This is a genomic window from Pseudomonas sp. Pdm06 (assembly GCF_014851795.1).
Lineage (GTDB): Bacteria > Pseudomonadota > Gammaproteobacteria > Pseudomonadales > Pseudomonadaceae > Aquipseudomonas > Aquipseudomonas fluorescens_AA.
The window spans coordinates 184,272-208,289 of sequence record NZ_JACVAH010000007.1; the positions used below are offsets into that span (position 1 = coordinate 184,272).

Sequence of the window (24,018 nt, forward strand, 5' to 3'; positions counted from 1 at the left end):
GACGTCCGGCATTGTCCGGCACCCATTAGCAAGAAATGCCCTGAAGCCCGCGTAATTGCGGGCTTTTGGCTTTTTGGGGCATTGGCTGAGTCAAATGCCCTGCTGGGTGCTCGATACCCTGTCGCCTCGGCAGGGAAGGGCCTGGATCAAATCTCTTGATCAGCCCTGTTTCATTGGGTTCTCTCGTGATGCATGAGTGCTTTTCCGGGCACGGTTTTATTTTTCGTGCGCGGCGATGAACATGGCGACGGCCGCCCGGCAATAGGATTCGATTTCGTTGTCGTCCTCTGCTCTTGCCTCATCGAAGCGCGCGATCATCAGGAGATCGGATCCTTTGAACAGCGCGGCAAACAAGCGGGCGGACCGCTGAGGGTCGGGCACGTTCAGAACCGCCTTCGCGTGCAACTGACCCAACAGGGCCTCGATCTGGGCAATGACATAGGCGGGGCCGGCTTCGTAGTGGCGCTTGCTTAACGATTTTTGATTCGTCTTGTCGGCCATGATCATGGCTTCGACACTGCGCACGTCGGGGCTCAACAACGTGCGAAGCAGGGATGTTCCCACCGCCATGAGCTGATCTGCCGCCGAACCGCCGACGCCTTCAATAAGGGTCTGCGGTGCAAACTGTTGGCAGTGGGCCGCAATGGCCGCACTGAACAGCGCCTCCTTGTTCTCGAAGTGCCGATAGATGCTGAGTTTGGATATCTTCGCCCGCTGGGCGACTTTGTCCATTGTCGTCGCTTGAAAACCCAATTCCACAAAAAGTTCGCCCGCGGCGTCGATGATCGTCTGGCCTAGCGCATCGTTGGCGGGCCGGCCGCGTCGGGCCTGACTGTGTTCGGTCATAAAATTCCAGTACTTGACAGTATCTAAATTAGTGAATTATGGTACTTCCTAGTTTCTTAATTGTGCAAGCGATCTCCCTTCATCCACAGCGCGGAGTCCATCATCATGAATGACGTCATCATCATCGGCGGCAGTTTTGCCGGTCTTGCCGCCGCCCTGCAACTCGGCCGTGCCCGCCGCAAGGTCACCGTTCTCGATACCGGCCTGCCGCGCAATCGCTTCGCCGACCACTCCCATGGCCTGCTCGGCCACGACCACAAGCCACCGCTGGAGATCCTGGCCGAGGCGCGGCAGCAGCTGGCGCGCTATCCCACGATCCAGCTGGTCACTGCCCGGGCCGAGAGCGTCTCCGGCGCAATCGACGATTTCTCCGTCCTCACGGGCGAGGGCGAAACCCTCAGGGCGCGCCGCCTGATCCTGAGCTATGGCGTCGCCGACCAGATGCCTGAACTTCCCGGCTTTGCCGAAGGCTGGGGCACCTCCATCGTGCCTTGCCCCTATTGCGACGGCTTTGAAGTTGCCGGCCGGCATTGGGGCCTCGTCTGGTCCGGCCCAATGTCGCACAACTACGTCAGGCTGTACCACGATTGGACTGACACGTTGACGGTCTTTGCCAATGGTCACGACATTCCACCCGACATCCGGGCCGATCTGGCGCGCCGTGGCATCCCTGTCGTCGATGGCCGGGTCACCGAAATCGACCATGACGAGAGCCATAACGCCACCGTCAGGCTCGACGCTGGCTCCTCTGTCGCGGTCGACATCCTGTTCGCGCATCCGCGCAACAAGCCGTCCGCACGCCTGCATGAATCGCTGGGTCTCGCCACGGTCGATACGCCCCAGGGCATCGTCCTCAAGGTCGACGAGCGCCGCGAAACCAGCGTGCCCGGCATCTACGCCGCCGGCGACCTCGCCAGCCTCGGAATGCCCTCGGTCACCACGGCATCATGGCAAGGCGCGACGGCGGGCATCTCCGCCCAGCAGTCGATGCTGGTTTGAGATCAAGCAGCATCGATCACGCCAATTTCAATTTCACAATAGACGCGAGTGCCACCATGGAAGTCCTGAAGAAATTCAAGCCGCTAGACGATAAATTCCCGCTTGAGCGCCAACTCGGCATCTCGGCCGCGCCAATCGTACTTATCAACATATTCACGGTCGGTTCCGCCGACGAAGTGGGCTTCCTGGACGCCTTCAAGTCGGCAGGCGAAACCCTGAAGCAGCAGCCGGGTTTCATCTCCACCCAACTGCACCGAGCGATCGGTGATAGCCCGACGTTCCTGAACTATGTGGTGTGGGAGTCCACCGAGACGCTCCGCGATGCCTTCGCTCGTCCCGAATTCGTCGCGAAGGTTTCGGCCTATCCGTCATCCGTCGTAGCCACTCCGCACTTGTTCCAGAAGGTTGCCGTCCCCGGTTTTTGCACGGCCTGACTCCAGAAATATGGCAAGGCGCGATGGCGGGTACCTTCGCCCAGCAGTCGATGCCGGCTTGAGAGCACAGATTGGAGATGAGCATGGAGGCGCACATGTCCAAGAGCAGAAAAACCGAAGCCAGCATCAGCATTCTCGCCCGACCACTCTTGAAAAAAGGCTGACACACATGGAGTTCGAACACGTCACTTTCGACCTGCCACACGGCACCTTTCATGCGCTGAAGGGGGGTGATCCCGATGGTCAACCGACGATCGTCTTGCACGGTTTCCCGGATCATCCGCCGACCGCGAAGCCCTTCCTTGCCGAGCTCGGCCGCCGTGGCCGTCATGTCATCGCACCCTGGCTTCGCGGTTACTCACCGTCCCCGACCGCGGGCCCGTTCGACTTCGCAGCCCTCACCAGCGACGTGCTCGCGCTGATCGACCGCTGGTCTCCGGGGCGAGCCGTGGAGTTGATTGGCCACGACTGGGGCGCCCTGATCACCTATGACGCCTGCGTCACCGCGCCGGAGCGGATCGAACGCGCGGTCGCGCTCGCAATCCCTCACCCGCTCACGTTCATGAGCCGGCTGACGCACCCCGCTCAACTGCGCCGGAGCTCGTACATGGGGCTCTTTCAACTGCCTGGAAGCGGCTGGATCGCCACCGCCCGCGATCTCGCCTTCATCGACCGCCTCTGGCGTCAGTGGTCGCCCGGCTTCTCGCTCGATCCCGCTCTCAAGGCAGAGCTACACGAGCATCTGCGCAAGAGCATGCCCGCGCCCCTAAAGTATTACCGGGCGATGCTGCGCCCCGGCATGATGGGTGCGACGCGCCGCATGTCTCAGCCGATCACGGTGCCCCTGTTGCAGCTTCACGGTGCCAACGACGGCTGCATCCTCCCCGCGCAGGTCGACGACCGACATCGGTTCGCCGCCCCGCACGCGATGGAGGTCGTCCCCGGCGTCGGTCACTTCCTGCACATCGAGGCCCCTGAGGCGATCGCGGAACGGATCGCGGCATGGGCCAAGGAGCGTCCTTTCCTTCTTGCCTCGATCAAAGGGGCGCTGGTCAAGAACGAATCAAAACGAGGAGATGTCATGACAGAGCAAAAAGCCCCTCAGGTCGCCGACTGGAATGGCCAAAGCGGTGAGTACTGGGCCGCCAACCAGGCCCGGCTCGACGCCATGTTTGCGGTGTTCGGCCAGGCCGCGATCGAAGCCGCCGCACCCGCCACGGGCGAACGCGTGCTGGACGTCGGCTGCGGCGCGGGCGCGTCGAGTCTGGAACTGGCTGGCCGCGTCGGCGCGGGCGGCCATGTGCTGGGCCTGGACATATCCGAACCGCTGATCGGCCGAGCGCACGCACTGGCACCCCAGGATACGCCGGCCCAGTTTCGGGTAGCCGACGCCAGCCGCGCCGAGCTGCCCGCGGGCGCGTTCGACATCCTGTTCTCGCGCTTCGGAGTCATGTTCTTCGACGATCCGACAGGGGCCTTCACCCATATGCGACGCGCGCTTCGGCCGGGCGGGCGGGTCGCTTTCGTCTGCTGGCGTGGCGTGGCCGAGAACGATTGGGTGCGCCTGCCGATGGGCGCGATCAAGGGCATTGTCCCACTGACCGCACCGCCCGATCCCGAAGCGCCCGGCCCATTCTCGTTTGGCGACCGGGGGCGGGTGACACGCATCCTGACGGCGGCCGGCTTCACCGATATCGCGATCGCGCCCTTCGATGCTTCTATCCCGTTCGGTGAGGGCGGGACACGGGACGAAGCGATCGACGACGGGGTGAAGATGGCGTTCGAGGGCGGCCCGCTGTCGCTTGTGCTCGCTGATCAGCCCGACGACATCCGCGCCCGCGCCTGGGCCGCGGTTCGTGCCGCCTTTGCGGGCCTCCCCGGCGAGCGGTCGGTGATGATCGACGGCGCGGCGTGGATCGTCACGGCACGCAATCCGGCAAGCTGAGAGGGAGTAACAGGGAGGACGCCCCCGCTCGGTGGCGCGGGGTGTCTTTGGCCGGTCAGATTGCTGCCCCTTCTGGCTTGGAAGCCGTCGTTTACAGCGTTTTCATGACACTCGAAAACGTTACCGGCGGCCTTCGCACACCGATGATTCGCCGATGCGGCCTTCCTTGCACAGGTCGAGATTGTCCCTGCGCGAGAACCCTGCGTCTTTCATGCAGTAGAACCGAGTCAGCACAACATCAATCGGCGAGGTGTCTCCCGCGCCATCAAGATTGGTATACCCGCAAGCACGCATGGCGTTGTCGACGCCCGATTGGGACACCCCCTTTTTGTACCATTGTGTGAAGTCCCCAGGCGGCGGTTGAAAGCCCCTTCCCGTGCAGCCAACCAGTAACACTGCGCACAAACTCAGCAACAGGCTCCTTGTGCACATGGCGTTATTCCTTATGGTTTGACTCGGATAAAGTGTGAGACGCCGTCGGGTGAGTCTCCCCAGTGGTGTAGGATCAGCGTGGCGTCGGCAGGCGGGGCAATTCCACAGCAGCACCGACAGCGTACAGGGAACTTCCACTCTGCAAATGCTTCTATACAGTCCTTTTTAAACTGTTCAGGGATCGAATGAAAACTTCTTTGGCATTTCCATTAGCAATCACTTTCGCCCTTGTCATGGCCGGCTGCAGCAGCCGTCAGGCGGGTGATCTTACTTCAGGGCCGGTCGTTCCACTGGCCATGAATGACCATCAAGCCAGCGTGACTTTCCGTACCATAGGCGGTGAGGGTGATCGTCCTGTCAGTTACCTGTACGGGTATGCCAATACTGGATTCATGAGCGCGGGTGAGCGGGTTTATGACTCTGCTTACTTCAAGCGCATACCGGCTTATCTGAAGAAAATCGCCGGTGGGACTGACAACATCAGTCAACTGGTCGAATCGGACAAAACGGTGTACGTGAAAGGGGAGGTCAAGGACAAACCGTTTACCTTTAACGGTATTCCCATGCCCACGCCGTTCGACAAGGAACAGCCTGTTGCGCAGCAATTCACGCCGCAAGCCAAGAAGAATTACCTGGTTGAAACCGTGATCGCCGACACTTGGGTCATGAACGTGTACGAAATCTCCGCAACGGGTGAACGCAAAACCATTGGCGTTCCAAAAAAGGATGCCGACGCAAACTGACCATGCAGGGATAGTCTTTTCATGACGATAAGAACTTTCCAATAAGGCATTCGGCAACCTATCAGTGTGGCGAGGAAGCTTGCTCCCTCGCCACAGGGGATAGGCGTTTCCAAGGTGTCTGTGCCCAGCGGCTGCGCAAAGTCGTGTTTGAAGTTGTGCTTAAATGCCAACTTCCCCCATCGTTGCTCTTGGCTTGTCCACGTTTGTCGCTCTCTGCAAGTGAATGCGCAAAGCTGTCGGTCGCTCACAAGAAGACTGCAAACTTCCATCCCAAGAACACCGTGCCGATAAACTCAGAAACGGTGTCATTGCCCTATGTTCAAACGCATCCTGTCCGCCCTGGGCGGTAAGAAGTCCCGTACTTCGGCACCTGTTTCTTCTGCGCACCCTGAGGCGACGCCGCCCCAGCCGGCCGACAATGAACTTATCACGGTCTACGACAGCTACGGTCGTGAGATGAAGATCACCCGCAACGAGTGGCGCGACCAAGTCTTCCTGCCAAACCTGCAGGAGAAATGGCGTTCTGCCGACGAGCTCTACAGCCTGATTATCTCGGGGTTGAATGATGGCTTTGTCGCTGACTTGATCCCGGCCGCTGCGCAACTTGTCGAGATCGACAGCAATCCCGAGCGCAGCCATGTCATCCAGGGCATTGTGCTGATGGAGAACGGCCAGCTCGATGCCGCCGAAAACACGCTGCGCACGGGGATGGCGAAAGTGGGCGCGACGGGTACCTTGCTGACCAACCTGGCCAAGGTCTTCAGCGAGCGAGGCGAGCCGGTGCTTGCCGATGAAACGCTTTGGCGCGCGATCCAGGCCGACCCTAACCTGGAGAACGGCCTGTTGTGGTGGGCAGCCATGCAGCGGGAAAGGGCCGGCGAGGCGGGCTATCTCGAGGCGCTACGTTCCGTGGCGGCGTTACCTGGCAGTTGGCGTGCGCCATTGTGGTTGGCGCGTCATTGCCTGGAACAGAACGACGTCGAGTCGGCACGCAGGTTTTACGCGCAGGTGCTGACGGCGGGTACCTTCGACGGCAATGCGCTGATGATGATCTCGGGCGACTTGGGTAACAACGGCCAGATCCCACTGATCGTTGAGTTGGTCGGGCCTGTCTACGATGAACGCAAACACGACCCCATGGCCGGTATCAACTTGCTGCGCGCCTATCAGGCACTCGGGAATGCGGTCGAAGGCGAGGCGCTGCTCGCCCGCCTGTATGCCCTGGGTTTTGCACCGATCAAAAGCCAACTCGATCAGTTTGCCCAAGCCTTCCTGCAAATGCACAAGCAGGACGACCAAGGCGTGCCGGTTGATCCTGAAAGCCTGAGGTTCGCGACGTTGGCATTGAGCCAGCCGATCTGGCACTACGGTTTGCGCAACGCCGACTGGTTCTTTGCGCAGAAACCGGAAGGGGCATCGGAAATCGGCTTCTTCGCGCTATCCAAAAACACAGACGGATCAGAGCGCGCCGAATCGCAACGGGAGGATGAACTGGGGCGCTTCGCGCGCGCGATTCCTCTTTACCTGTCTGAAGCCGTGCACTACTGGAGCGACCATGTAGGCACTTGCTATATCCAAATCGTGGAAGGCGGCGGCCCGGTGCTATCGGGGGGTGAAGCCGACGGCCACGCGCTTTTCGATATCGTGCCGCCGACGATGAAGTCCTTCGTTACCGGCGAGATCGGCTGTTCGGGTGAAGGTGATCAAGCCCAATGGCAGATTTCCCTGAAGCTCTGGGACTGCGCGACCCGCACCCAGCAGGCCGCCGAAAGCGGCAGCGCGGTGACAGCAGACATCGGTGCGCTGGTACTCGATCTTGAGACGCGCTTGCTGGCCGGCATTGGACTGAGGCGCGAGACACCACTGGATTCGTTCTACTTGCATCCCACGGCGGAAGTCCTGCCGGTGTACCTGACAGAGCTGGGCCAGGCCTTCACGTTGACGCTGCTGGCGAACGGGCATATGCCCAAGTCCGCGATGTGGGGTGAGCGCGCCATGCTCGACTGGCCGCTCAACATGGCCCTCCACTGGCCGACGGTTGAAGTCGCAAAATTGATGTACATCTCCGGGTTGGGCAAAGCCTTCGATTACCAGTCGGACGTACTCGCCGAATACAAAGAACGCAGCCTGCAATTGCTGCGTGAGTTGGAACAGGCGCGCAGCCCTGTATTGCGCTTGGCTCCGCTGATATGGAGGGTGTTCGGTATGCAGGCAGAGTTACACGCCTACATTCGGGACTTGCCCGCTGATACACGGCCTGAACATAAGGCCTGGCTGGCGCGAATCAGCGAATAAGGGGGCTCTCGACCACCGTCAGGGCGACTGACGGTGCGGGTTGAAGGGGGTATGTCCGAGGAGAGTCCTATACTCATGGGCGTCCAGTTACGGCGACAGACACGCCGGAATAAGGAGCCTGCCATGAATGACACCCAACGACTCGCCGCGTTACGTATCGTTTTAATCGTTGTGGGGCTGATCGCCGTGTTCGCGATCTGGCCCCTGATGATCCTTTGGCCGTCCGGTTGGACTTGGCACAGCGGCCATTCCGACTATCCGCTGATGATTGTCGGTATCTACGCCACCCTGGGCGTGTTCCTGCTGAGGGCTTCCCGTGATCCGATGAGGCACTTGAGCCTGATCTGGTTCACCGTGTGGTCGAGCGTCGTGCACGGCGCGATCATGGCCGTGCAGTCCTTTGGTGTCGGTATGGACGGGATGAGCCATTACGGCCATCTGCTCGGCGACGTGCCCGCGCTGTTCGTCGTCGCGGCGGCGCTGGCGTTCTTCACGCCTCGGGGTGAGAAGGCGCGTTTATTGGCGGGCTGATCCTTGCGTTGCGGCGTGCCTGAAAGCCCTGTGGATGATCTCTTCAGGGTTTTTCCATTTGGGTGGTCATCCCGATTTTTCTTAGCGATGCCCTGGGACTTGTCGCTTAAAGCCGCTGGGTGTCGTCACCTTTCGCTACGATTCTGCCCTCATCGAGTTTGCCGAGAAGTGCTTATCATCCAAGGGAGGAGTTTGGCCACCTGTCGCAGTCGTCCCGAGGCTGATGACGATGCTGAGGAATAGAACGATGGAATATACCTTTACCTTGAAATATCAGCTTGCTGACGATGACTGTGCCGCGGATGAGCTGGTCGAGCGGCTGGGTGAAGCTGGCTGTGACGATGCCTTGGTCGGCATTGGGCAGCCGGGGCGGCTGGCGCTTGAGTTCACTCGCGAGGCTCCCGATGCGGTCAAGGCAGTGTTCAGTGCTCTGAGCGACGTCCGCCGCGCGGTGCCGTCGGCCAAACTGATCGAGGTTGCCCCTGATTTGGTGGGCCTGACCGACGTAGCTGAGATCGTAGGTGTCTCACGGCAGAACATGCGCAAGCTGATGCTGGCTCATCCGAGCAGCTTCCCGACGCCGGTGCACGAGGGAAGTGCGTCTATCTGGCACTTGGCGGACGTTCTGACCTGGCTGCAGGCAAAGGGCAGCTATTCGCTTACCAAGAGCGTGCTGGACGTGGCCCTGGTGGCCTCCCAGGTCAACGTTGCGAAAGAGGGCCGACGGTTACCGAGCCTGGCTGCCAAAGAGTTGGAAGCTTTGGTTGGGTGACGGCCATCATTGTTCGAGCGAGCGCCGCGACAATCCTTCACTTAATATTTCTCAATTGCGGGTGTATCGTATTCGCCTTTTGCGGGCCCAACGGTTCGCGCGGATTCAATAGGTGGTTGCGTTCATGTCCTTTACCCGTCGCCAAATACTCGGTGGCCTGGCCGGTCTTGTTGTCGTTGGTGTGGGTGCAGGCGGTGCGTCGCGGTACTGGCTGGGCAAGCGGGCCGACGCCGAGGCCGGTCACGACTATGAACTGATCGCGGCGCCCCTGGACGTGGAACTGGTGGCCGGGCACAAGACCCAGGCCTGGGCGTTCGGCCCTTCGGCGCCTGGCACCGAGCTGCGGGTGCGCCAGGGCGAATGGTTGCGGGTGCGCTTCATCAACCATCTGCCGGTCGCCACCACCATCCACTGGCACGGGATCCGTTTGCCGTTGGAGATGGACGGCGTGCCGTATGTCTCGCAATTGCCGGTGCTGCCGGGCGAGTATTTCGACTACAAATTCCGCGTGCCGGACGCCGGCAGTTACTGGTACCACCCCCACGTCAACAGCAGCGAAGAGCTCGGGCGTGGGCTGGTGGGGCCGCTGATCGTCGAGGAACGTGAGCCGACCGGCTTCAAGTATGAGCAGACCCTGAGCCTCAAGAGCTGGCATGTGGACGAGCAAGGCCAGTTCGTGGCGTTCAGCATTCCCCGTGAGGCGGCGCGTGGTGGCACGGCCGGGCGGCTGGCGACCATCAACGGTGTGCCGCAGGCGGTGATCGACCTGCCGGCCGGGCAGATCACCCGGGTGCGTTTGCTCAACCTCGACAACACCCTGACTTACCGTATCAACATCCCAGGCGTTGAAGCGCAGATCTATGCGCTGGACGGCAACCCCATCGAACCGCGCCCGCTGGGCAAGGAATACTGGCTGGGCCCGGGCATGCGCATTTGCCTGGCGATCAAGGCGCCGCCGGCCGGCGAAGAATTGTCGTTGCGCAATGGCCCGGTGCGCCTGGGCACCTTGCGTTCGGTGCCCAACAGTGACGCACCGACCCAGTGGCCGCCGGCACTGCCAGCCAACCCGGTGTCCGAGCCGGACCTGGCCAATGCGGAGAAACTCAACTTCAATTTCGAATGGGTCGGCTCGGTGTCGGTCAATGTCGACAACGGCAAGCCGCCAAGCCTGTGGCAGATCAACGGCAAGGCCTGGGACATCACCGACAAGACTTGCGCCGATCGGCCGATCGCCACGCTGAAGAAAGGCCAGAGCTACATTTTCGAATTGAAGAACATGACCCAGTACCAGCATCCGATCCATTTGCACGGCATGAGCTTCAAGGTGATCGCGTCGAACCGGCACAAGGTCGTGCCGTACTTCACTGACACTTACTTGCTCGGCAAGAACGAACGGGCGCAGGTGGCGCTGGTGGCGGATAATCCAGGGGTGTGGATGTTCCACTGCCATGTGATCGACCACATGGAAACCGGCCTGATGGCCGCCATCGAGGTGGCGTGATGCGCCAGATTCGCCCCGCCAGAATCATCGACCGCAGTCGTGACCAGGACTTCATGCGCGAAGCCTTGGCCCTCGCCGCCCAAGGCGCCGCCTTGGGGGAAGTGCCGGTGGGCGCGGTGCTGGTGCAGGACGGCGAGATCATCGGGCGCGGCTTCAACTGCCCGATCAGCGGCCACGATCCCAGCGCCCACGCGGAAATGGTCGCCATCCGCGCCGCTGCCCAGGCGGTGAGCAATTATCGCCTGCCCGGCAGCACCCTGTATGTGACGCTGGAGCCGTGCAGCATGTGCGCCGGCCTCATCGTCCACTCGCGCATCGCCCGGGTCGTCTACGGCGCCCTGGAGCCCAAGGCAGGCATCGTGCAGAGCCAGGGGCAGTTTTTCAGCCAGGGGTTCCTGAACCATCGGGTGATGTTCGAGGGCGGGGTGTTGGCCGAGGAGTGCAGTACAGTGCTGAGTGAGTTCTTCAAGGCCCGAAGAGCCAAGTCTTCAGACTGATCCCCTGTGGGAGCGAACCGTTGTGGGAGCAAGGCTTGCCCGCGATGAACGATAACGCGGCCTTGCTATAGACCGCGGTGCTGTCATCGCGGGCAAGCCTTGCTCCCACAGGTTCACTCCCACAGAAGCTCTCACACAGACGGCTTGGGCTAATTATTTACGCGCCACAATCACCGCTCGCATCGGCGCAGGCAGCCCTTCGATGGTTTTGCTGTGGTCGGCGGGGTCGAGGAAATCACTCAATGACTGATACTTCATCCACTCGGTGCTGCGCTGTTCTTCCACGGTCGTCAGGCTCACGTCCACGCAACGCACGTCGCTGAACCCGGCGCGGCGCAGCCAGCGTTCCAGGGCCGGGACCGACGGCAGGAACCACACGTTGCGCATCTGCGCGTAGCGGTCCTCGGGCACCAGCACCTGGTGTTCGTCGCCTTCGACCACCAGGGTTTCCAGCACCAGTTCGCCGCCCTTGACCAGGCAATCCTTCAGGGCGAGCAAGTGTTCGATCGGCGAGCGGCGATGGTAGAACACGCCCATGGAAAACACCGTGTCGAAGCCTTCCAGTTCCGCTGGCAGGGCCTCGAAGGGGAACGGCAAATGCCAGGCGTTGGGCTGCGACAGGTAGCGCTGCACCGCCTGGAATTGGCAGAAGAACAGCCAGTTGGGGTCGACGCCGATCACCGTGTCCGCCCCGGCACCGAGCATGCGCCACATGTAATAACCGTTGCCGCAGCCCACATCGAGGATGCGCTTGCCCGCAAGATCCAGGTGCGGAGCCACCCGCGACCACTTCCAGTCCGAGCGCCATTCGGTGTCCACGTGCACGCCGAACAGGTCGAAAGGCCCTTTGCGCCATGGTGACAGGCCCATCAATGCGGTACGCATTTGCCCACGGGTTTCGTCGGAACAATCGGTGTCGAGGGTCAGGCCATTCAGCAGGTCGACGGTGGTGGGTTGCAAAACCGGCAGCGCATCGAGGGCGCTTTGCCAACGCTCCAGGTCGCCGTGGCCCTTTTCCATCTTGCTGTCGAGTTGCGTCTGCAGCGTCGCGGCCCAATCGGCCAGGGGCGTGCCGGCCAGATGGCGGGCGAGGGGGGACAAATCGATCATGGCAGGGCAATCAACGAGGCGAAGTTAAGACACTGGAACCACGGCACGACTTTCGAGAAGCCGGCCGCCAAGAGGCGCTCGCGGTGCTCTTCGAGGCTGTCGGGCTTCATGACGTTTTCGATGGCGCTGCGTTTCTGGGCAATCTCCAGCTCGCTGTAGCCGTTGGCGCGCTTGAACGCCACGTGCAGGTCGGTGAGCAGGGCGTGTTCCTCTGCATCGTTGAAACGCAATTTTTCCGACAGGATCAGGGCGCCACCCGGCAGCAGGGACTGGCGGATGCGGCTCAACAGTGCGGTGCGCTGGTCCGGCGCGATGAATTGCAGGGTGAAATTCAGTGCCACCACCGAGGCTGGCTGGAACGTCAGGGCGAGGATGTCGCCTTCGATCACTTCCACCGGCAGCAGCTCCTGGAACATCGAGTCCTGGCCGTTGAGGTATTCACGGCAGCGCTCGACCATGGCCGCCGAGTTATCCACCGCGATCACCCGGCAACCGTCGGTGCGCACATGGCGGCGCAGGGCCTGGGTCACCGCGCCCAGGGACGAGCCGAGGTCGTAGAGCACGCTGCCCGGCTGGGCGAATTGCGCGGCGAGCACGCCGAGGTTTTCGACGATGGTCGGGTAACCCGGCACCGAACGCTTGATCATGTCCGGAAACACCCGCACCACGTCCTCGTTGAAGGCGAAGTCCGGCACTTGGGCCAGGGGTTGGGCGAATAGGCGATCAGGGTCTTTGCTCACGGCGGTTCCAGCGGCATGGGTGGTGAAAAGGCCGGCATTTTAACCAAAAAACCAGTGGGAGCGAGCTTTGTGGGAGCAAGGCTTGCCCGCGATAAAGGCACCGCGGTCTATAGCAAGACCGAACTGTCGTTCATCGCGGGCAAGCCTTGCTCCCACAGAGCCGTGCCCCACAGAACCTTTGCTCCCATATTATTGAGCTTTGTTCAGTGTGGCTTTCGGGCGAACGCCGACGCTGTAATGCCCCATTGGCCCAGCCAATAACTGACGATGATCAGGTAAGGCGCGGCATGGAAGGGGTGCACGAACCGGTTGATGCCGATGAGGCTGTCGGAAAACACAAACGCCAGCGCCCCGGCGGCGGCCAGCCACGCCGAACGCTTGGGCACGTCGGTGCCCAGTCGTGCCAACGCCCGCCAGAGCATGGCGCTGATGACCAGGCCGTAGATCACCACCGGCACCAGCAACGGCCCGAGACCGCTCGACACCAGGATTGCCAGGAGCACCGCGCCGATGCCCAAGGCCAGGGCCAAGGGCAGCAGCGCCGGTCGGCGGCAGTCGCTGAGGTAGGCTTTCAGGTAGGCCAGGTGCGCCAGCAGAAACGCCCCAAGGCCGAACACGAACAGGTCCCCCGGCCAGGCCAGCAACACATCGCCCACCAGCGAGAAAATCAGCCCGAGGCTGATCCAGCGCCGATATTCGCTGGGCGGCGCATCGTGCAGCCAGCCGAGCAGGGCCAGCACCGGCATGGGCTTGACCAGCAGGCACAGCAGCGTGGCATGCATGGCCAGGCCGTACAGGTAGGTGGCCGCACCCATCAGTGCGAGGATCAGCCAACCCACGGTCAGTTCACCGCGATAGCGCAGTCAAAGGTTTCCACGGGCGGCACTTCCGGTGCCCAAGGCTGTTGATAAGTCAGGCGCAAGCGCCCGGTGCCGGCGTTGAACGCCTGGAAGCGCCAGGTCGAGACACCCGCTGCGCCAACGATGCCGGCGTCTTCCGGGTTGCGATAAACCTCCGGCCCCAAGCCTTTCAACACGCCACCGGCCGAATCCTGGATCGCCCAGCGATAACCGGTGCTGGGATTGCTGGGCAGGCTCAGGATCAGGTTCTGTCCGTTATTGAGCCTTACGGGGCACTGGCTCAGTTTTTCCACGGTCACGTTGTTGCTGGTTTGCGTGGCGCAGGCGCTCAGCAGGGCGAGGCTGAGGGGGACGAACAGGCGAGTGAGGGACATAAGGGCAACGGCTCCGGCATTCACGACGAACGGCGAGCATAACCGAAGATGCTACTGGGTGTGTCAGGTGGGGATGTGTTGTTGCGGATGACGCCATCGCGAGCAAGCTCGCTCCCACAGGGGATTTGTGGTGTTCACAGCATTTGTGATCCACACCAAACCTTGTGGGAGCGAGCTTGCTCGCGATGAGGCCGGTACAGCGGCTATAAAACCCTCAGAACAACACCTTCGCCACATCCGCAAACCGCTTGGCAAAGTGCACCGTCACACCTTCCTTGAGGTAGTCCGGCAATTCTTCGAAGTTGCCCCGGTTGGCTTCCGGCAGGATCAGTTCGTTGATCTTCTGTCGGCGCGCGGCGATGACCTTCTCGCGTACGCCGCCAATCGGCAGGACGTGCCCGGTGAGGGTCAGTTCGCCGGTCATGGCCACGCCTTTTTTCGGCGGTTGGTTGCGGGCCAGGGACAGCAAGGCACTGGCCATGGTCACGCCGGCGCTCGGGCCGTCCTTGGGTGTGGCGCCTTCCGGTACGTGCAGGTGAACGAAGGCCTCGTCAAAGAACTTCGGATCGCCGCCGAATTGCTTCAGGTGCGAACTGACGTAGCTGTGGGCGATTTCTGCCGACTCCTTCATCACCTCACCCAATTGCCCGGTCAGCTTGAAACCACGATTGAGGGTGTGGATGCGCGTCGCTTCGATCGGCAAGGTCGCGCCGCCCATGCTGGTCCAGGCCAGGCCGGTAATCACGCCGATGCCGGACAACACCTGCTCGTTGCGGAACACCGGTTTGCCCAAGGAAGCTTCGAGGTCCTTCGGCCCGAGCTTGATCACCGCTTTTGGGTCGTCGATCAGCTTCATCACCGCCTTGCGCACCAGTTTGCCCAGCTGTTTCTCCAGCTGTCGCACCCCGGCCTCACGGGCGTAACCGTCGATCAGGGCCTTGAGGGCGCCGTCGTTGATGCTCAGGCTGCCCTTGGACACACCGGCCTTGGCCAGTTGCTTGGGCCACAGGTGGCGCTTGGCGATGGCGACTTTTTCTTCGGTGATGTAGCCCGACAGGCGGATCACTTCCATCCGGTCCAGCAGCGGGCCGGGGATCGAGTCCAGGGTGTTGGCGGTGCACACGAAGAGCACTTTCGACAGATCCAGACGCAGGTCCAGATAGTGGTCGAGGAATTCGACGTTCTGTTCCGGATCGAGGGTCTCCAGCAAGGCCGAGGCCGGGTCGCCCTGGTAGCTCTGGCCCATCTTGTCGATTTCGTCGAGCATGATCACCGGGTTCATCACTTCGACATCCTTGAGCGCCTGCACCAGCTTGCCCGGCTGGGCACCGATGTAGGTGCGTCGATGGCCCTTGATCTCGGCTTCATCGCGCATGCCGCCGACGCTGAAGCGGTAGAACGGCCGGCCCAGGGATTCGGCGATGGACTTGCCGACGCTGGTCTTGCCCACGCCCGGCGGGCCCACCAGCAGCACGATGGAACCGTTGATCTCACCTTTGTAGGCGCCGACGGCGAGGAACTCGAGGATGCGGTCCTTGATGTCCCCCAGGCCGGCGTGGTGCTGGTCGAGCACCTTGCGCGCATGCTTGAGGTCGAGTTTGTCCTGGCCATACACGCCCCACGGCACCGAGGTCGCCCAATCCAGGTAATTGCGGGTGACGGCGTATTCCGGCGAGCCGGTTTCCAGGATGGAGAGTTTGTTCATCTCCTCTTCGATACGCTTCTGCGCCTGGGCCGACAGCACTTTGCCTGCCAGCCGCTGCTCGAATTGTTCGATGTCGGCGCTGCGGTCGTCCTTGGTCAGCCCCAGTTCCTGCTGGATGACCTTGAGCTGCTCCTTGAGGAAGAACTGGCGCTGGTGTTCGCCGATCTTGTTGTTGACCTCGGCGGAAATCTCTTTCTGCAACCGCGCCACTTCGACTTCCTTGCGCAGCATCGGCAGCACTTTTTCCATGCGCTTGAGCATGGGCACGCAGTCGAGCACTTCCTGCAGCTCATTGCCGGTGGCGGAGGTGAGCGCGGCGGCGAAGTCGGTCAGCGGCGAAGGATCGTTGGGGCTGAAGCGGTTGAGGTAGTTCTTCAGCTCTTCGCTGTACAGCGGATTGAGCGGCAGCAGTTCCTTGATCGCGTTGATCAGCGCCATGCCGTAGGCCTTGACCTCGTCGGTTGGCTCGCTTGGCTGATGCGGGTACTCGACTTCCACCAGGTACGGTGGGCGATGGTGCTTGAGCCAGGTGCGGATGCGCACGCGGGTGAGGCCCTGGGCGACGAATTGCAGCTTGCCGCCTTCCCGGCTGGCGTGATGGACCTTCACCAGCGTGCCGTACAGCGGCAGTTTCGAGGTATCGAAATGGCGCGGGTCTTCCTGGGGCGTGTCCATGAAGAACAGCGCCAGGGAGTGATGATCGGACTTGGCCACCAGTTCCAGGGTCTCGGCCCACGGTTCTTCGTTGACGATGACCGGCAACACCTGGGCCGGGAAGAAGGGGCGATTGTGGATGGGGATGATGTAGACCTTGTCCGGCAGGTTCTGGCCGGGCAGCGCCAGGCCGGTGCCGGAGGAAGTGTGTTCGATGTGTTCGGAATCAGCGTAGTCGTTAGTGGCTTCAGTAGAGTGCTGGTCGCTCATGGGGCACCTGCGCAATGGGGTATGGGTCTTAGATGGGGCAGGTGGGGGGTGGTTTCAATGGTGGGCGATTGTTAACGGTTATTTCATTGGTGGCCGTTCAGGCTGGCGACAGGTTTGCGTGGCGAGGCGCGGAGCCTCGCCACGGGCCCGGCCTAGGCGACCCGGTTCAAGTCGTTGTGGCGCGTTTCCTTCAGGCACAGCACGGCGATGACGCTGAGCAGCGCGGCCGCTGAAACATAGCCTCCGACATAGCTCAAGCCGCCCATCGCCACCAGTTTCTGGGCGAAGAACGGTGCGGCCGAGGCACCGACGATACCGCCCAGGTTGTAGGCCGCCGAGGCGCCGGTATAGCGCACGTGGGTCGGAAACAGTTCCGGCAGCAAGGCGCCCATGGGGGCGAAGGTCACCCCCATCAGGAACAGCTCGATGCACAGGAACAGCGCCACGCCGCCGGTAGAACCGTGGGTCAGCAACGGTTCCATGAGGAAACCCGAGGCAATCGCCAGCAGGCCACCGATGATCAATATCGGTTTGCGGCCGTAGCGGTCGCTGGCCCAGGCGGACAACGGCGTAGCGGCGGCCATGAACAGTACGGCAAAGCACAGCAGGCCCAGGAATGTCTCGCGGCTGTAGCCGAGGGTGGACACGCCGTAGCTCAGGGAAAATACCGTCGAGATGTAGAACAGCGCGTAACACACCACCATCGCCGCGGCGCCCAGCAAGGTCGGCGCCCAGTATTGGCTGAACAGCTCGACCAACGGCACCTTGACCCGCTCCTGGCGGGCCATGGCATTGGCGAACACCGGGGTTTCATGGAGCTTGAGCCGCACGTAGAGGCCGACGATCACCAGCACGGCACTGAGCAGGAAAGGAATCCGCCAGCCCCAGTCACGGAATTGCTCGTCGTCCAGGCTCATGGCCAGGGTCAGGAACAGCCCGTTGGCCGCCAGGAAGCCGATGGAGGGCCCCAGTTGCGGGAACATGCCGAACCAGGCGCGCCTGCCCTTGGGCGCGTTCTCGGTGGCCAGCAGCGCCGCTCCGCCCCATTCACCCCCCAACCCCAGGCCCTGGCCGAAACGCAGCAGGCACAGCAGGATCGGCGCCCAGGCGCCAATGCTGGCGTAGCCGGGCAGCACGCCAATGAGCGTGGTGCACACGCCCATCAGCAGCAGGGAGGCCACCAGCGTCGACTTGCGCCCGATCCGGTCGCCGAAATGGCCGAACAGCGCAGAACCCAGCGGACGGGCGAGGAAGGCGATACCGAACGTCAGGAAGGACGACAGCATCTGTGCCGTGCCTGAGGTTTGTGGAAAGAACACCGGCCCGATCACCAGGGCCGCCGCCGTGGCATAGACGTAGAAGTCGTAGAACTCGATGGCAGTGCCGATGAAACTCGCGGTCGCCACGCGAGTGGCCGAGTTGGTCGGCTGGGCAGGCACAGCCTCGTTGCAGGTAGCGGTCGTCATGCGGTTATCCCTGACAGTCATGTGCTCCGTTGGAGCGAATTATTATGGTCGAACGCCCAGGGATGCGGGCGGGTATCCCGTCGCTGTTTCGGGTAGGAACAGTCCCAGGGCTGATGCGGATTTTGCCGATGGTCTGGCCGGAACCGACCGGGCGCGGGGTAGGCACGGGGTTCGGGCGGAGCTGGGTAAGCGGGTTGAGTATAGGAAGGGGGCTAACGAATCAACAAGAGAGTCCGCACACATTAGTGGCGCTTGCGCGGAACCCCGTGGCGAGGGAGCTTGCTCCCGCTGGGCTGCGAAGCGGCCCCAAACCAGGCAGTGCGGTGTATTAGTCGGGATGGGGTCGCTGCTTTGGGTTTGCTTCGCAACCCAGCGGGAGCAAGCTCCCTCGCCACAAGGAGCTTAGAGCGTTGCAGGCACCGAACTGTTATGCCACGCCAGCACCTGGCTGACGCGGTTGTCCACGGTCTCGATGATTTCCAGGCGATAACGCCCGATCTTCAGGCAGACCGGGCTTTCGGGGATGGTTTCCAGGGCTTCGGTCACCAGCCCGTTGAGGGTCTTGGGGCCGTCGCAAGGCAGATGCCAGCCCAGGGTCCTGTTCAATTCGCGGATCGACGCCGCGCCATCGATCATCAGGCGGCCATCGGGCTGGGGATGGACGTGGGGGTTGTCGAGGCTGTGCTCGCTCTCGAATTCGCCGACGATTTCTTCGAGGATGTCTTCCAGGGTGACGATGCCCAGCACTTCACCGTATTCGTCCACCACCATGCCCAGGCGCCGCTGCTGCTTGTGGAAATTCAGCAGTTGCAGCTGCAAGGGGGTGCTTTCGGGCACGAAGTAGGGTTCATGGGAGGCGGCCAGCAGCGCTTCCTTGGTCAGGCTCGCGTCCGCCAGCAGGTGACGGATCTGGCGAGTGTTGAGCACCGCTTCGACCTGGTTGATATCGCTGTGGAACACCGGCAGGCGCGTCCGTCGGTTCAGGCGCAACTGTTCGATGATCTCGCCGATGGGGTCGTCGAGGTTGATCCCATCGACCTCGCTGCGGGGTACGAGGATATCGTTGACGGTGATGTTGTCCAGGGCGTGGATGCCGGAAATCGGATGCAGCCGGCCACTGCCTTGCTCTGACTCTTGCTCGCTGCGCGGTGGTGCGGGCATTTCGTCGTCGCTCTGCTGCACCATGCCGGGCTTGCGGGCAAATGGACGCAGCAACAACTGGCTGGCGCCATTCAACAGCCAGGCAAATGGATAGAGGATCTTCAACGGTATGCCCAGCAAGGTGTTACCCAGTGCCAGCACTGCGTCGGGCTGGCGGCTGGCCAGGGTGCGCGGCAGGTAGTCGGCGAACACCAGCAGGGCGGCGCTGGTGCCGAGCCAGGCGACCCAGGGGCCGTTTTCCAGCCAGGTAAAAATCGCCAGCAAGGTGCCGATGACCACGGCCAGGGCGCGACAGAGGGTATTGCACAGGATCAGGCTGGGCAGCGGGAAGGTCAGTGTCGCCAGTGGTTTGTCACTGGCGCGCGAAGCCGTGCGTTGGGCCAGCAGGTGTTGCTGGGCGGCTTCGATGGCCGTGAACAGGGCCGACCAGAGGATCAGCACCACCAGCACGGCGAACAACGGCGCTACGGGCAACGTATCCATCAGGGCCGTCCGTCAGATATGCAGGATGTATTCACGGACCAGCTTGCTGCCGAAGTACGCCAGCATCAGCAGGCAGAAACCGGCCAGGGTCCAGCGAATCGCTTTGTGCCCACGCCAGCCGAGGCGGTTGCGGCCCCACAGCAGCACGCTGAAGACCACCCACGCCAGGCAGGCCAGCAGGGTCTTGTGCACCAGGTGCTGGGCGAACAGGTTCTCGACGAACAACCAGCCGGAGATCAATGACAGCGACAGCAGGCTCCAGCCGGCCCAGAGGAAACCGAACAACAGGCTTTCCATGGTTTGCAGCGGCGGGAAGTTGCGGATCAGCCCGGAGGGGTGCTTGTTCTTGAGCTGGTGGTCCTGCACCAGCAGCAACAGGGCCTGGAACACGGCGATGGTGAACAGGCCGTAGGCAAGGATCGACAGCAGGATGTGGGCGAGGATGCCCGGCTCTTCGTCGATGATCTGCACGGTGCCCGACGGTGCGAACTGCGCCAGCAACACCGTGGCGAGCCCCAGTGGGAACAGCAGCACCAGCAGGTTTTCCACCGGGATGCGCGAACAGGCCAGCAACGTCAGGGCGATTACGGCGACGGCGATCAGACTGGCGGCGTTGAAAAAGTCCAGGCCCAGGCCGATCGGCGTCATCAGGTGGGTATAAAGGCTGGCCGCGTGGCCGAGCACCGCCAGCACGCCAAGCGTGACCAGCAGGCGTTTGTTCGCCTTGGCGCCGGTGGCCAGGCGGGTGCCTTGATAGAGGGTCGCAGCGGCATAAAGGCAAGCGGCGGCGAGGGTGGCAAGCAAGCTGGGTGACAAGGGGAGCATAAATCCTGTTAGGCAAGCCCGAAAGGCGCTGAGTTTGGCATAGAACCCCCTCCACACGAAAGACCACAGCAAGGTGTACGCCGCACGCTTCTCCGCTATAATCCGCGACCTGCCCACGCCGCAGGCTCGCCGAGCACATTTTTCACGGTCTGGGCCGCCATTATCCCGGTCTCATCTGGGCCTGAAAGGATCGCGCATGTTTGAAAACCTAACCGACCGTCTCTCGCAGACGCTGCGCCATGTCACCGGCAAGGCGAAACTGACCGAGGACAACATCAAAGACACCCTGCGCGAAGTGCGCATGGCGTTGCTCGAAGCCGACGTCGCCCTGCCGGTGGTCAAGGACTTCGTCAATTCGGTCAAGGAACGCGCCGTCGGCACCGAAGTGTCGCGCAGCCTGACGCCGGGCCAGGCGTTCGTGAAGATCGTCCAGGCCGAGCTCGAAAGCCTGATGGGCGTCGCCAACGAAGACCTGAACCTCGCCGCCGTACCGCCAGCAGTGGTGCTGATGGCCGGTCTGCAGGGCGCGGGCAAGACCACGACGGCCGGCAAGCTGGCGCGCTTCCTTAAAGAGCGCAAGAAGAAGTCGGTGATGGTGGTGTCGGCGGACATCTACCGTCCGGCGGCGATCAAACAGCTGGAAACCCTGGCCAACGACATCGGCGTGACGTTTTTCCCGTCCGACCTGAGCCAGAAACCGGTGGACATCGCCCAGGCGGCTATTAAGGAAGCGAAGCTCAAGTTCATCGACGTGGTCATCGTCGATACCGCCGGTCGCCTGCACATCGATGAAGAGATGATGGGCGAGATCAAGGCGCTGCATGCCGCGATCAACCCGGTGGAAACCCTGTTCGTGGTCGATGCCATGACCGGCCAGGACGCGGCCAATACCGCCAAGGCGTTCGGTGATGCACTGCCGCTGACCGGCGTGATCCTGACCAAGGTCGACGGCGACGCCCGTGGCGGTGCCGCGCTGTCGGTACGGGCCATCACTGGCAAGCCGATCAAGTTCATCGGCATGGGCGAGAAGAGCGAAGCGCTCGAGCCGTTCCACCCCGAGCGTATCGCTTCGCGCATCCTCGGCATGGGCGACGTGCTCAGCCTGATCGAGCAGGCCGAGCAGACCCTCGACAAGGACAAGGCCGACAAACTGGCCAAGAAGCTGAAGAAGGGCAAGGGCTTCGACCTCGAAGACTTCCGCGACCAGCTGCAACAAATGAAGAACATGGGCGGCCTTGGCGGCCTCATGGACAAACTGCCGAACATCGGTGGCGTGAACCTGGCGCAGATGGGCAATGCCCAGGGCGCGGCTGAAAAGCAGTTCAAGCAGATGGAAGCCATCATCAACTCCATGACCCCGGCCGAGCGCCGCGACCCTGAGCTGATCAGCGGTTCGCGCAAGCGCCGCATCGCCATGGGTTCCGGCACCCAGGTGCAGGACATCGGTCGCTTGATCAAGCAACACAAGCAGATGCAGAAGATGATGAAGAAATTCTCCGCCAAGGGCGGGATGGCCAAGATGATGCGCGGCATGGGCGGTATGTTGCCCGGCGGCGGCATGCCGAAAATGTAAAGAATCTGCGCCGGCTGTCATGCCGGCGTTGCCCCGCACGGATGCGGGGATCTCCAGCAAACCCGTGCTATGCGGGAGCTGACCTGCCGTTTTTCATGACGGCTCTATGGCAAATCTTGATCGCATGGCGCATGGCGCCGGAAAAAGACATTTGCAAAAGTCCGGATATTCCTTAGAATATGCGGCCTTTCGGGCACCTATGCCCGCTGTGCATTTAGATTTGCAGCACCGACTACAGGAACGATGTTCACATGCTAACAATCCGTCTTGCCCTTGGCGGCTCCAAAAAGCGCCCGTTTTACCACCTGACCGTAACCGACAGCCGCAACCCGCGTGACGGTTCCCACAAGGAGCAGGTTGGTTTCTTCAACCCTGTTGCCCGTGGTCAGGAAGTTCGTCTGTCCGTGAACCAAGAGCGCGTAGCCTACTGGCTGAGCGTTGGTGCACAACCTTCTGAGCGCGTTGCTCAGTTGTTGAAGGAATCGGCTAAGGCTGCGGCCTGAGCAATATGAACGCGACGCCAAAAGATGCTGATGATTTGATCGTTGTCGGCAAGATCTATTCTGTACATGGCGTTCGCGGCGAAGTGAAGGTGTATTCCTTTACTGATCCGATCAAGAACCTGTTGGACTACAAAACCTGGACGCTCAAGCGCGAAGGTAGCGTGAAACAGGTGGAGCTGGTCAGCGGACGCGGGAACGACAAGTTCCTGGTCGCAAAGCTCAAGGGTCTCGATGATCGTGAAGAAGCTCGTCTTCTGGCCGGTTATGAGATCTGTGTGCCGCGCAACCTGTTCCCTGAACTGACCGACGGCGAGTACTACTGGTACCAGCTGGTGGGTCTGAAGGTCATCGACCACCTCGGGCAATTGCTCGGGAAAATCGATCACCTGCTCGAGACCGGTTCGAACGATGTCATGGTGGTCAAGCCTTGCGTCGGCAGCCTGGATGATCGCGAACGCCTGTTGCCCTATACCGAGCAATGCGTGTTGGCCGTCGACCTTGCCGCAGGCGAGATGAAGGTGGAATGGGATGCGGATTTCTAAACGTGGCTAATTTGCGCGTTGAAGTCATCACATTGTTTCCCGAGATGTTTTCCGCCATCAGCGAGTACGGCATAACCAGCCGCGCGGTGAAACAGGAGCTGTTGCAGCTCACCTGTTGGAATCCGCGGGACTACACCACGGATCGGCATCACACTGTGGACGATCGCCCGTTTGGCGGTGGTCCGGGCATGGTGATGAAGATCAAGCCCCTGGAAGATGCGCTGGTTCAGGCCAGGACGGCAGCCGGGGAGGGTGCGAAGGTGATCTACCTGTCGCCCCAAGGCCGCCAGCTGACTCAGTCGGCGGTACGCGAGCTGGCGAATTCGGATGCATTGATCCTGATTGCCGGCCGTTATGAAGGCATTGACGAGCGTTTCATTGAAGCTCATGTCGATGAAGAGTGGTCGATTGGTGACTATGTACTGTCTGGCGGCGAGCTGCCGGCGATGGTCCTGATCGATGCGGTTACACGACTGCTGCCTGGAGCTTTAGGGCATGCGGATTCCGCTGAGGAAGATTCCTTTACGGATGGTCTGCTGGATTGCCCGCACTACACCCGACCGGAGGTGTATGCGGATCAGCGTGTTCCCGACGTGTTGCTAAGTGGCAACCACGCGCACATCCGGCGTTGGCGTTTGCAGCAGTCCCTTGGTCGGACCTACGAACGACGCGCCGATCTTCTGGAAAGCCGCTCGCTTTCTGGAGAAGAGAAGAAGCTGCTCGAGGAATACATCCGCGAGCGGGACGATAGTTAACA

23 protein-coding genes are annotated in these 24,018 nt (G+C 61.7%); 13 read left to right on the top strand and 10 right to left on the bottom strand.

All coding sequences use genetic code 11. The features are described 5' to 3' along the window. Nucleotides 1-216: 216 nt before the first annotated feature. Nucleotides 217-846, bottom strand: coding sequence for a TetR/AcrR family transcriptional regulator (locus tag IB266_RS13850; protein WP_192261531.1), 630 nt, complete (start codon nt 844-846; stop codon nt 217-219). A gap of 105 nt (nt 847-951) precedes the next feature. Here IB266_RS13850 and IB266_RS13855 point away from each other — a divergent pair, with 105 nt between their 5' ends. The 3 genes from IB266_RS13855 (at nt 952) to IB266_RS30715 (ending at nt 4,224) form a co-directional block, all read left to right on the top strand. Then, nucleotides 952-1,845: an NAD(P)/FAD-dependent oxidoreductase gene (locus tag IB266_RS13855; RefSeq protein ID WP_192261532.1), complete on the top strand. Its 894-nt coding sequence runs from the start codon at nt 952-954 to the stop codon at nt 1,843-1,845. A gap of 56 nt (nt 1,846-1,901) precedes the next feature. Further along, entirely contained in the window at nt 1,902-2,279 is a 378-nt protein-coding gene (locus IB266_RS13860; RefSeq protein ID WP_192261533.1) for an antibiotic biosynthesis monooxygenase family protein, read from the top strand. Nucleotides 2,280-2,448: 169 nt separating this feature from the next. Beyond that, nucleotides 2,449-4,224, top strand: a complete 1,776-nt coding sequence (locus tag IB266_RS30715) for an alpha/beta fold hydrolase (protein WP_225613525.1) — start codon at nt 2,449-2,451, stop codon at nt 4,222-4,224. A gap of 120 nt (nt 4,225-4,344) precedes the next feature. On the opposite strand, the gene IB266_RS30720 is transcribed toward IB266_RS30715, so the two are convergent. Next, nucleotides 4,345-4,656 carry a hypothetical protein gene (locus tag IB266_RS30720; RefSeq protein WP_060739073.1) on the bottom strand — a complete coding sequence of 104 codons (312 nt, stop codon included), beginning with the start codon at nt 4,654-4,656 and terminating at the stop codon, nt 4,345-4,347. Nucleotides 4,657-4,841: 185 nt separating this feature from the next. Between IB266_RS30720 and IB266_RS13875 the strand changes: the two genes are divergently transcribed. The 6 genes from IB266_RS13875 (at nt 4,842) to tadA (ending at nt 10,995) form a co-directional block, all read left to right on the top strand. Further along, a complete protein-coding gene (locus IB266_RS13875; RefSeq protein WP_103307918.1) occupies nt 4,842-5,399 on the top strand; it encodes a hypothetical protein in 558 nt (185 codons plus the stop codon). Nucleotides 5,400-5,714: 315 nt separating this feature from the next. After that, on the top strand, nt 5,715-7,694 hold the full coding sequence (locus IB266_RS13880; RefSeq protein ID WP_192261534.1) for a tetratricopeptide repeat protein: 1,980 nt from the start codon (nt 5,715-5,717) through the stop codon (nt 7,692-7,694). Nucleotides 7,695-7,817: 123 nt separating this feature from the next. Beyond that, nucleotides 7,818-8,225 (top strand): DUF6632 domain-containing protein, encoded by a 408-nt coding sequence (locus tag IB266_RS13885; RefSeq protein WP_192261535.1) that lies wholly within the window; start codon nt 7,818-7,820, stop codon nt 8,223-8,225. Between the two features lie 247 nt (nt 8,226-8,472). Then, the gene (locus tag IB266_RS13890; protein WP_060739069.1) at nt 8,473-8,997 is read left to right on the top strand and encodes a helix-turn-helix transcriptional regulator; all 525 of its coding nucleotides are present in this window, start codon (nt 8,473-8,475) and stop codon (nt 8,995-8,997) included. A gap of 124 nt (nt 8,998-9,121) precedes the next feature. Further along, nucleotides 9,122-10,498 (top strand): multicopper oxidase family protein, encoded by a 1,377-nt coding sequence (locus IB266_RS13895; protein ID WP_192261536.1) that lies wholly within the window; start codon nt 9,122-9,124, stop codon nt 10,496-10,498. Then, the gene (tadA, locus tag IB266_RS13900) at nt 10,498-10,995 is read left to right on the top strand and encodes a tRNA adenosine(34) deaminase TadA (protein ID WP_060739067.1); all 498 of its coding nucleotides are present in this window, start codon (nt 10,498-10,500) and stop codon (nt 10,993-10,995) included. Before IB266_RS13895 ends, tadA begins: the two co-directional genes overlap by 1 nt. 153 nt (nt 10,996-11,148) lie before the next feature. Here tadA and cmoB read toward each other — a convergent pair whose 3' ends face one another. From cmoB to IB266_RS13940, 8 genes are all read right to left on the bottom strand, one after another. After that, nucleotides 11,149-12,105: a tRNA 5-methoxyuridine(34)/uridine 5-oxyacetic acid(34) synthase CmoB gene (gene cmoB, locus IB266_RS13905; RefSeq protein ID WP_192261537.1), complete on the bottom strand. Its 957-nt coding sequence runs from the start codon at nt 12,103-12,105 to the stop codon at nt 11,149-11,151. Beyond that, the gene (cmoA, locus tag IB266_RS13910) at nt 12,102-12,845 is read right to left on the bottom strand and encodes a carboxy-S-adenosyl-L-methionine synthase CmoA (protein WP_018611163.1); all 744 of its coding nucleotides are present in this window, start codon (nt 12,843-12,845) and stop codon (nt 12,102-12,104) included. Before cmoA ends, cmoB begins: the two co-directional genes overlap by 4 nt. 203 nt (nt 12,846-13,048) lie before the next feature. Continuing rightward, a complete protein-coding gene (locus tag IB266_RS13915; RefSeq protein ID WP_192261538.1) occupies nt 13,049-13,684 on the bottom strand; it encodes a lysoplasmalogenase in 636 nt (211 codons plus the stop codon). Nucleotides 13,685-13,686: 2 nt separating this feature from the next. Beyond that, entirely contained in the window at nt 13,687-14,079 is a 393-nt protein-coding gene (locus IB266_RS13920) for a protease inhibitor I42 family protein (RefSeq protein ID WP_060739063.1), read from the bottom strand. Nucleotides 14,080-14,293: 214 nt separating this feature from the next. Beyond that, entirely contained in the window at nt 14,294-16,708 is a 2,415-nt protein-coding gene (gene lon / locus IB266_RS13925) for an endopeptidase La (protein WP_225613526.1), read from the bottom strand. Between the two features lie 152 nt (nt 16,709-16,860). Beyond that, nucleotides 16,861-18,174, bottom strand: a complete 1,314-nt coding sequence (locus tag IB266_RS13930) for an MFS transporter (RefSeq protein ID WP_192261539.1) — start codon at nt 18,172-18,174, stop codon at nt 16,861-16,863. Nucleotides 18,175-18,576: 402 nt separating this feature from the next. After that, a complete protein-coding gene (locus tag IB266_RS13935; protein ID WP_192261540.1) occupies nt 18,577-19,818 on the bottom strand; it encodes an HlyC/CorC family transporter in 1,242 nt (413 codons plus the stop codon). A 12-nt stretch (nt 19,819-19,830) separates the two neighbouring features. After that, a complete protein-coding gene (locus tag IB266_RS13940) occupies nt 19,831-20,643 on the bottom strand; it encodes an inner membrane protein YpjD (RefSeq protein ID WP_060739059.1) in 813 nt (270 codons plus the stop codon). Between the two features lie 196 nt (nt 20,644-20,839). Here IB266_RS13940 and ffh point away from each other — a divergent pair, with 196 nt between their 5' ends. The 4 genes from ffh to trmD all read left to right on the top strand — a co-directional run bounded on the left by ffh (nt 20,840) and on the right by trmD (nt 24,016). After that, nucleotides 20,840-22,216 (top strand): signal recognition particle protein, encoded by a 1,377-nt coding sequence (gene ffh, locus IB266_RS13945; RefSeq protein ID WP_092331543.1) that lies wholly within the window; start codon nt 20,840-20,842, stop codon nt 22,214-22,216. A gap of 251 nt (nt 22,217-22,467) precedes the next feature. Continuing rightward, entirely contained in the window at nt 22,468-22,719 is a 252-nt protein-coding gene (gene rpsP / locus IB266_RS13950; protein ID WP_003198088.1) for a 30S ribosomal protein S16, read from the top strand. A 5-nt stretch (nt 22,720-22,724) separates the two neighbouring features. Then, a complete protein-coding gene (rimM, locus tag IB266_RS13955; RefSeq protein ID WP_058544503.1) occupies nt 22,725-23,261 on the top strand; it encodes a ribosome maturation factor RimM in 537 nt (178 codons plus the stop codon). Continuing rightward, the gene (gene trmD, locus IB266_RS13960; protein WP_170845966.1) at nt 23,243-24,016 is read left to right on the top strand and encodes a tRNA (guanosine(37)-N1)-methyltransferase TrmD; all 774 of its coding nucleotides are present in this window, start codon (nt 23,243-23,245) and stop codon (nt 24,014-24,016) included. Before rimM ends, trmD begins: the two co-directional genes overlap by 19 nt. Nucleotides 24,017-24,018 lie beyond the last annotated feature (2 nt).

Coding starts and splice junctions, on each gene's coding strand:
- IB266_RS13850 (WP_192261531.1), bottom strand. CDS start 846: ATGACCGAACACAGTCAGGCCCGACGCGGCCGGCCCGCCAACGATGCG.
- IB266_RS13855 (WP_192261532.1), top strand. CDS start 952: ATGAATGACGTCATCATCATCGGCGGCAGTTTTGCCGGTCTTGCCGCC.
- IB266_RS13860 (WP_192261533.1), top strand. CDS start 1,902: ATGGAAGTCCTGAAGAAATTCAAGCCGCTAGACGATAAATTCCCGCTT.
- IB266_RS30715 (WP_225613525.1), top strand. CDS start 2,449: ATGGAGTTCGAACACGTCACTTTCGACCTGCCACACGGCACCTTTCAT.
- IB266_RS30720 (WP_060739073.1), bottom strand. CDS start 4,656: ATGTGCACAAGGAGCCTGTTGCTGAGTTTGTGCGCAGTGTTACTGGTT.
- IB266_RS13875 (WP_103307918.1), top strand. CDS start 4,842: ATGAAAACTTCTTTGGCATTTCCATTAGCAATCACTTTCGCCCTTGTC.
- IB266_RS13880 (WP_192261534.1), top strand. CDS start 5,715: ATGTTCAAACGCATCCTGTCCGCCCTGGGCGGTAAGAAGTCCCGTACT.
- IB266_RS13885 (WP_192261535.1), top strand. CDS start 7,818: ATGAATGACACCCAACGACTCGCCGCGTTACGTATCGTTTTAATCGTT.
- IB266_RS13890 (WP_060739069.1), top strand. CDS start 8,473: ATGGAATATACCTTTACCTTGAAATATCAGCTTGCTGACGATGACTGT.
- IB266_RS13895 (WP_192261536.1), top strand. CDS start 9,122: ATGTCCTTTACCCGTCGCCAAATACTCGGTGGCCTGGCCGGTCTTGTT.
- tadA (WP_060739067.1), top strand. CDS start 10,498: ATGCGCCAGATTCGCCCCGCCAGAATCATCGACCGCAGTCGTGACCAG.
- cmoB (WP_192261537.1), bottom strand. CDS start 12,105: ATGATCGATTTGTCCCCCCTCGCCCGCCATCTGGCCGGCACGCCCCTG.
- IB266_RS13920 (WP_060739063.1), bottom strand. CDS start 14,079: ATGTCCCTCACTCGCCTGTTCGTCCCCCTCAGCCTCGCCCTGCTGAGC.
- lon (WP_225613526.1), bottom strand. CDS start 16,708: ATGAGCGACCAGCACTCTACTGAAGCCACTAACGACTACGCTGATTCC.
- IB266_RS13930 (WP_192261539.1), bottom strand. CDS start 18,174: ATGACGACCGCTACCTGCAACGAGGCTGTGCCTGCCCAGCCGACCAAC.
- IB266_RS13935 (WP_192261540.1), bottom strand. CDS start 19,818: ATGGATACGTTGCCCGTAGCGCCGTTGTTCGCCGTGCTGGTGGTGCTG.
- IB266_RS13940 (WP_060739059.1), bottom strand. CDS start 20,643: ATGCTCCCCTTGTCACCCAGCTTGCTTGCCACCCTCGCCGCCGCTTGC.
- ffh (WP_092331543.1), top strand. CDS start 20,840: ATGTTTGAAAACCTAACCGACCGTCTCTCGCAGACGCTGCGCCATGTC.
- rpsP (WP_003198088.1), top strand. CDS start 22,468: ATGCTAACAATCCGTCTTGCCCTTGGCGGCTCCAAAAAGCGCCCGTTT.
- rimM (WP_058544503.1), top strand. CDS start 22,725: ATGAACGCGACGCCAAAAGATGCTGATGATTTGATCGTTGTCGGCAAG.
- trmD (WP_170845966.1), top strand. CDS start 23,243: ATGGGATGCGGATTTCTAAACGTGGCTAATTTGCGCGTTGAAGTCATC.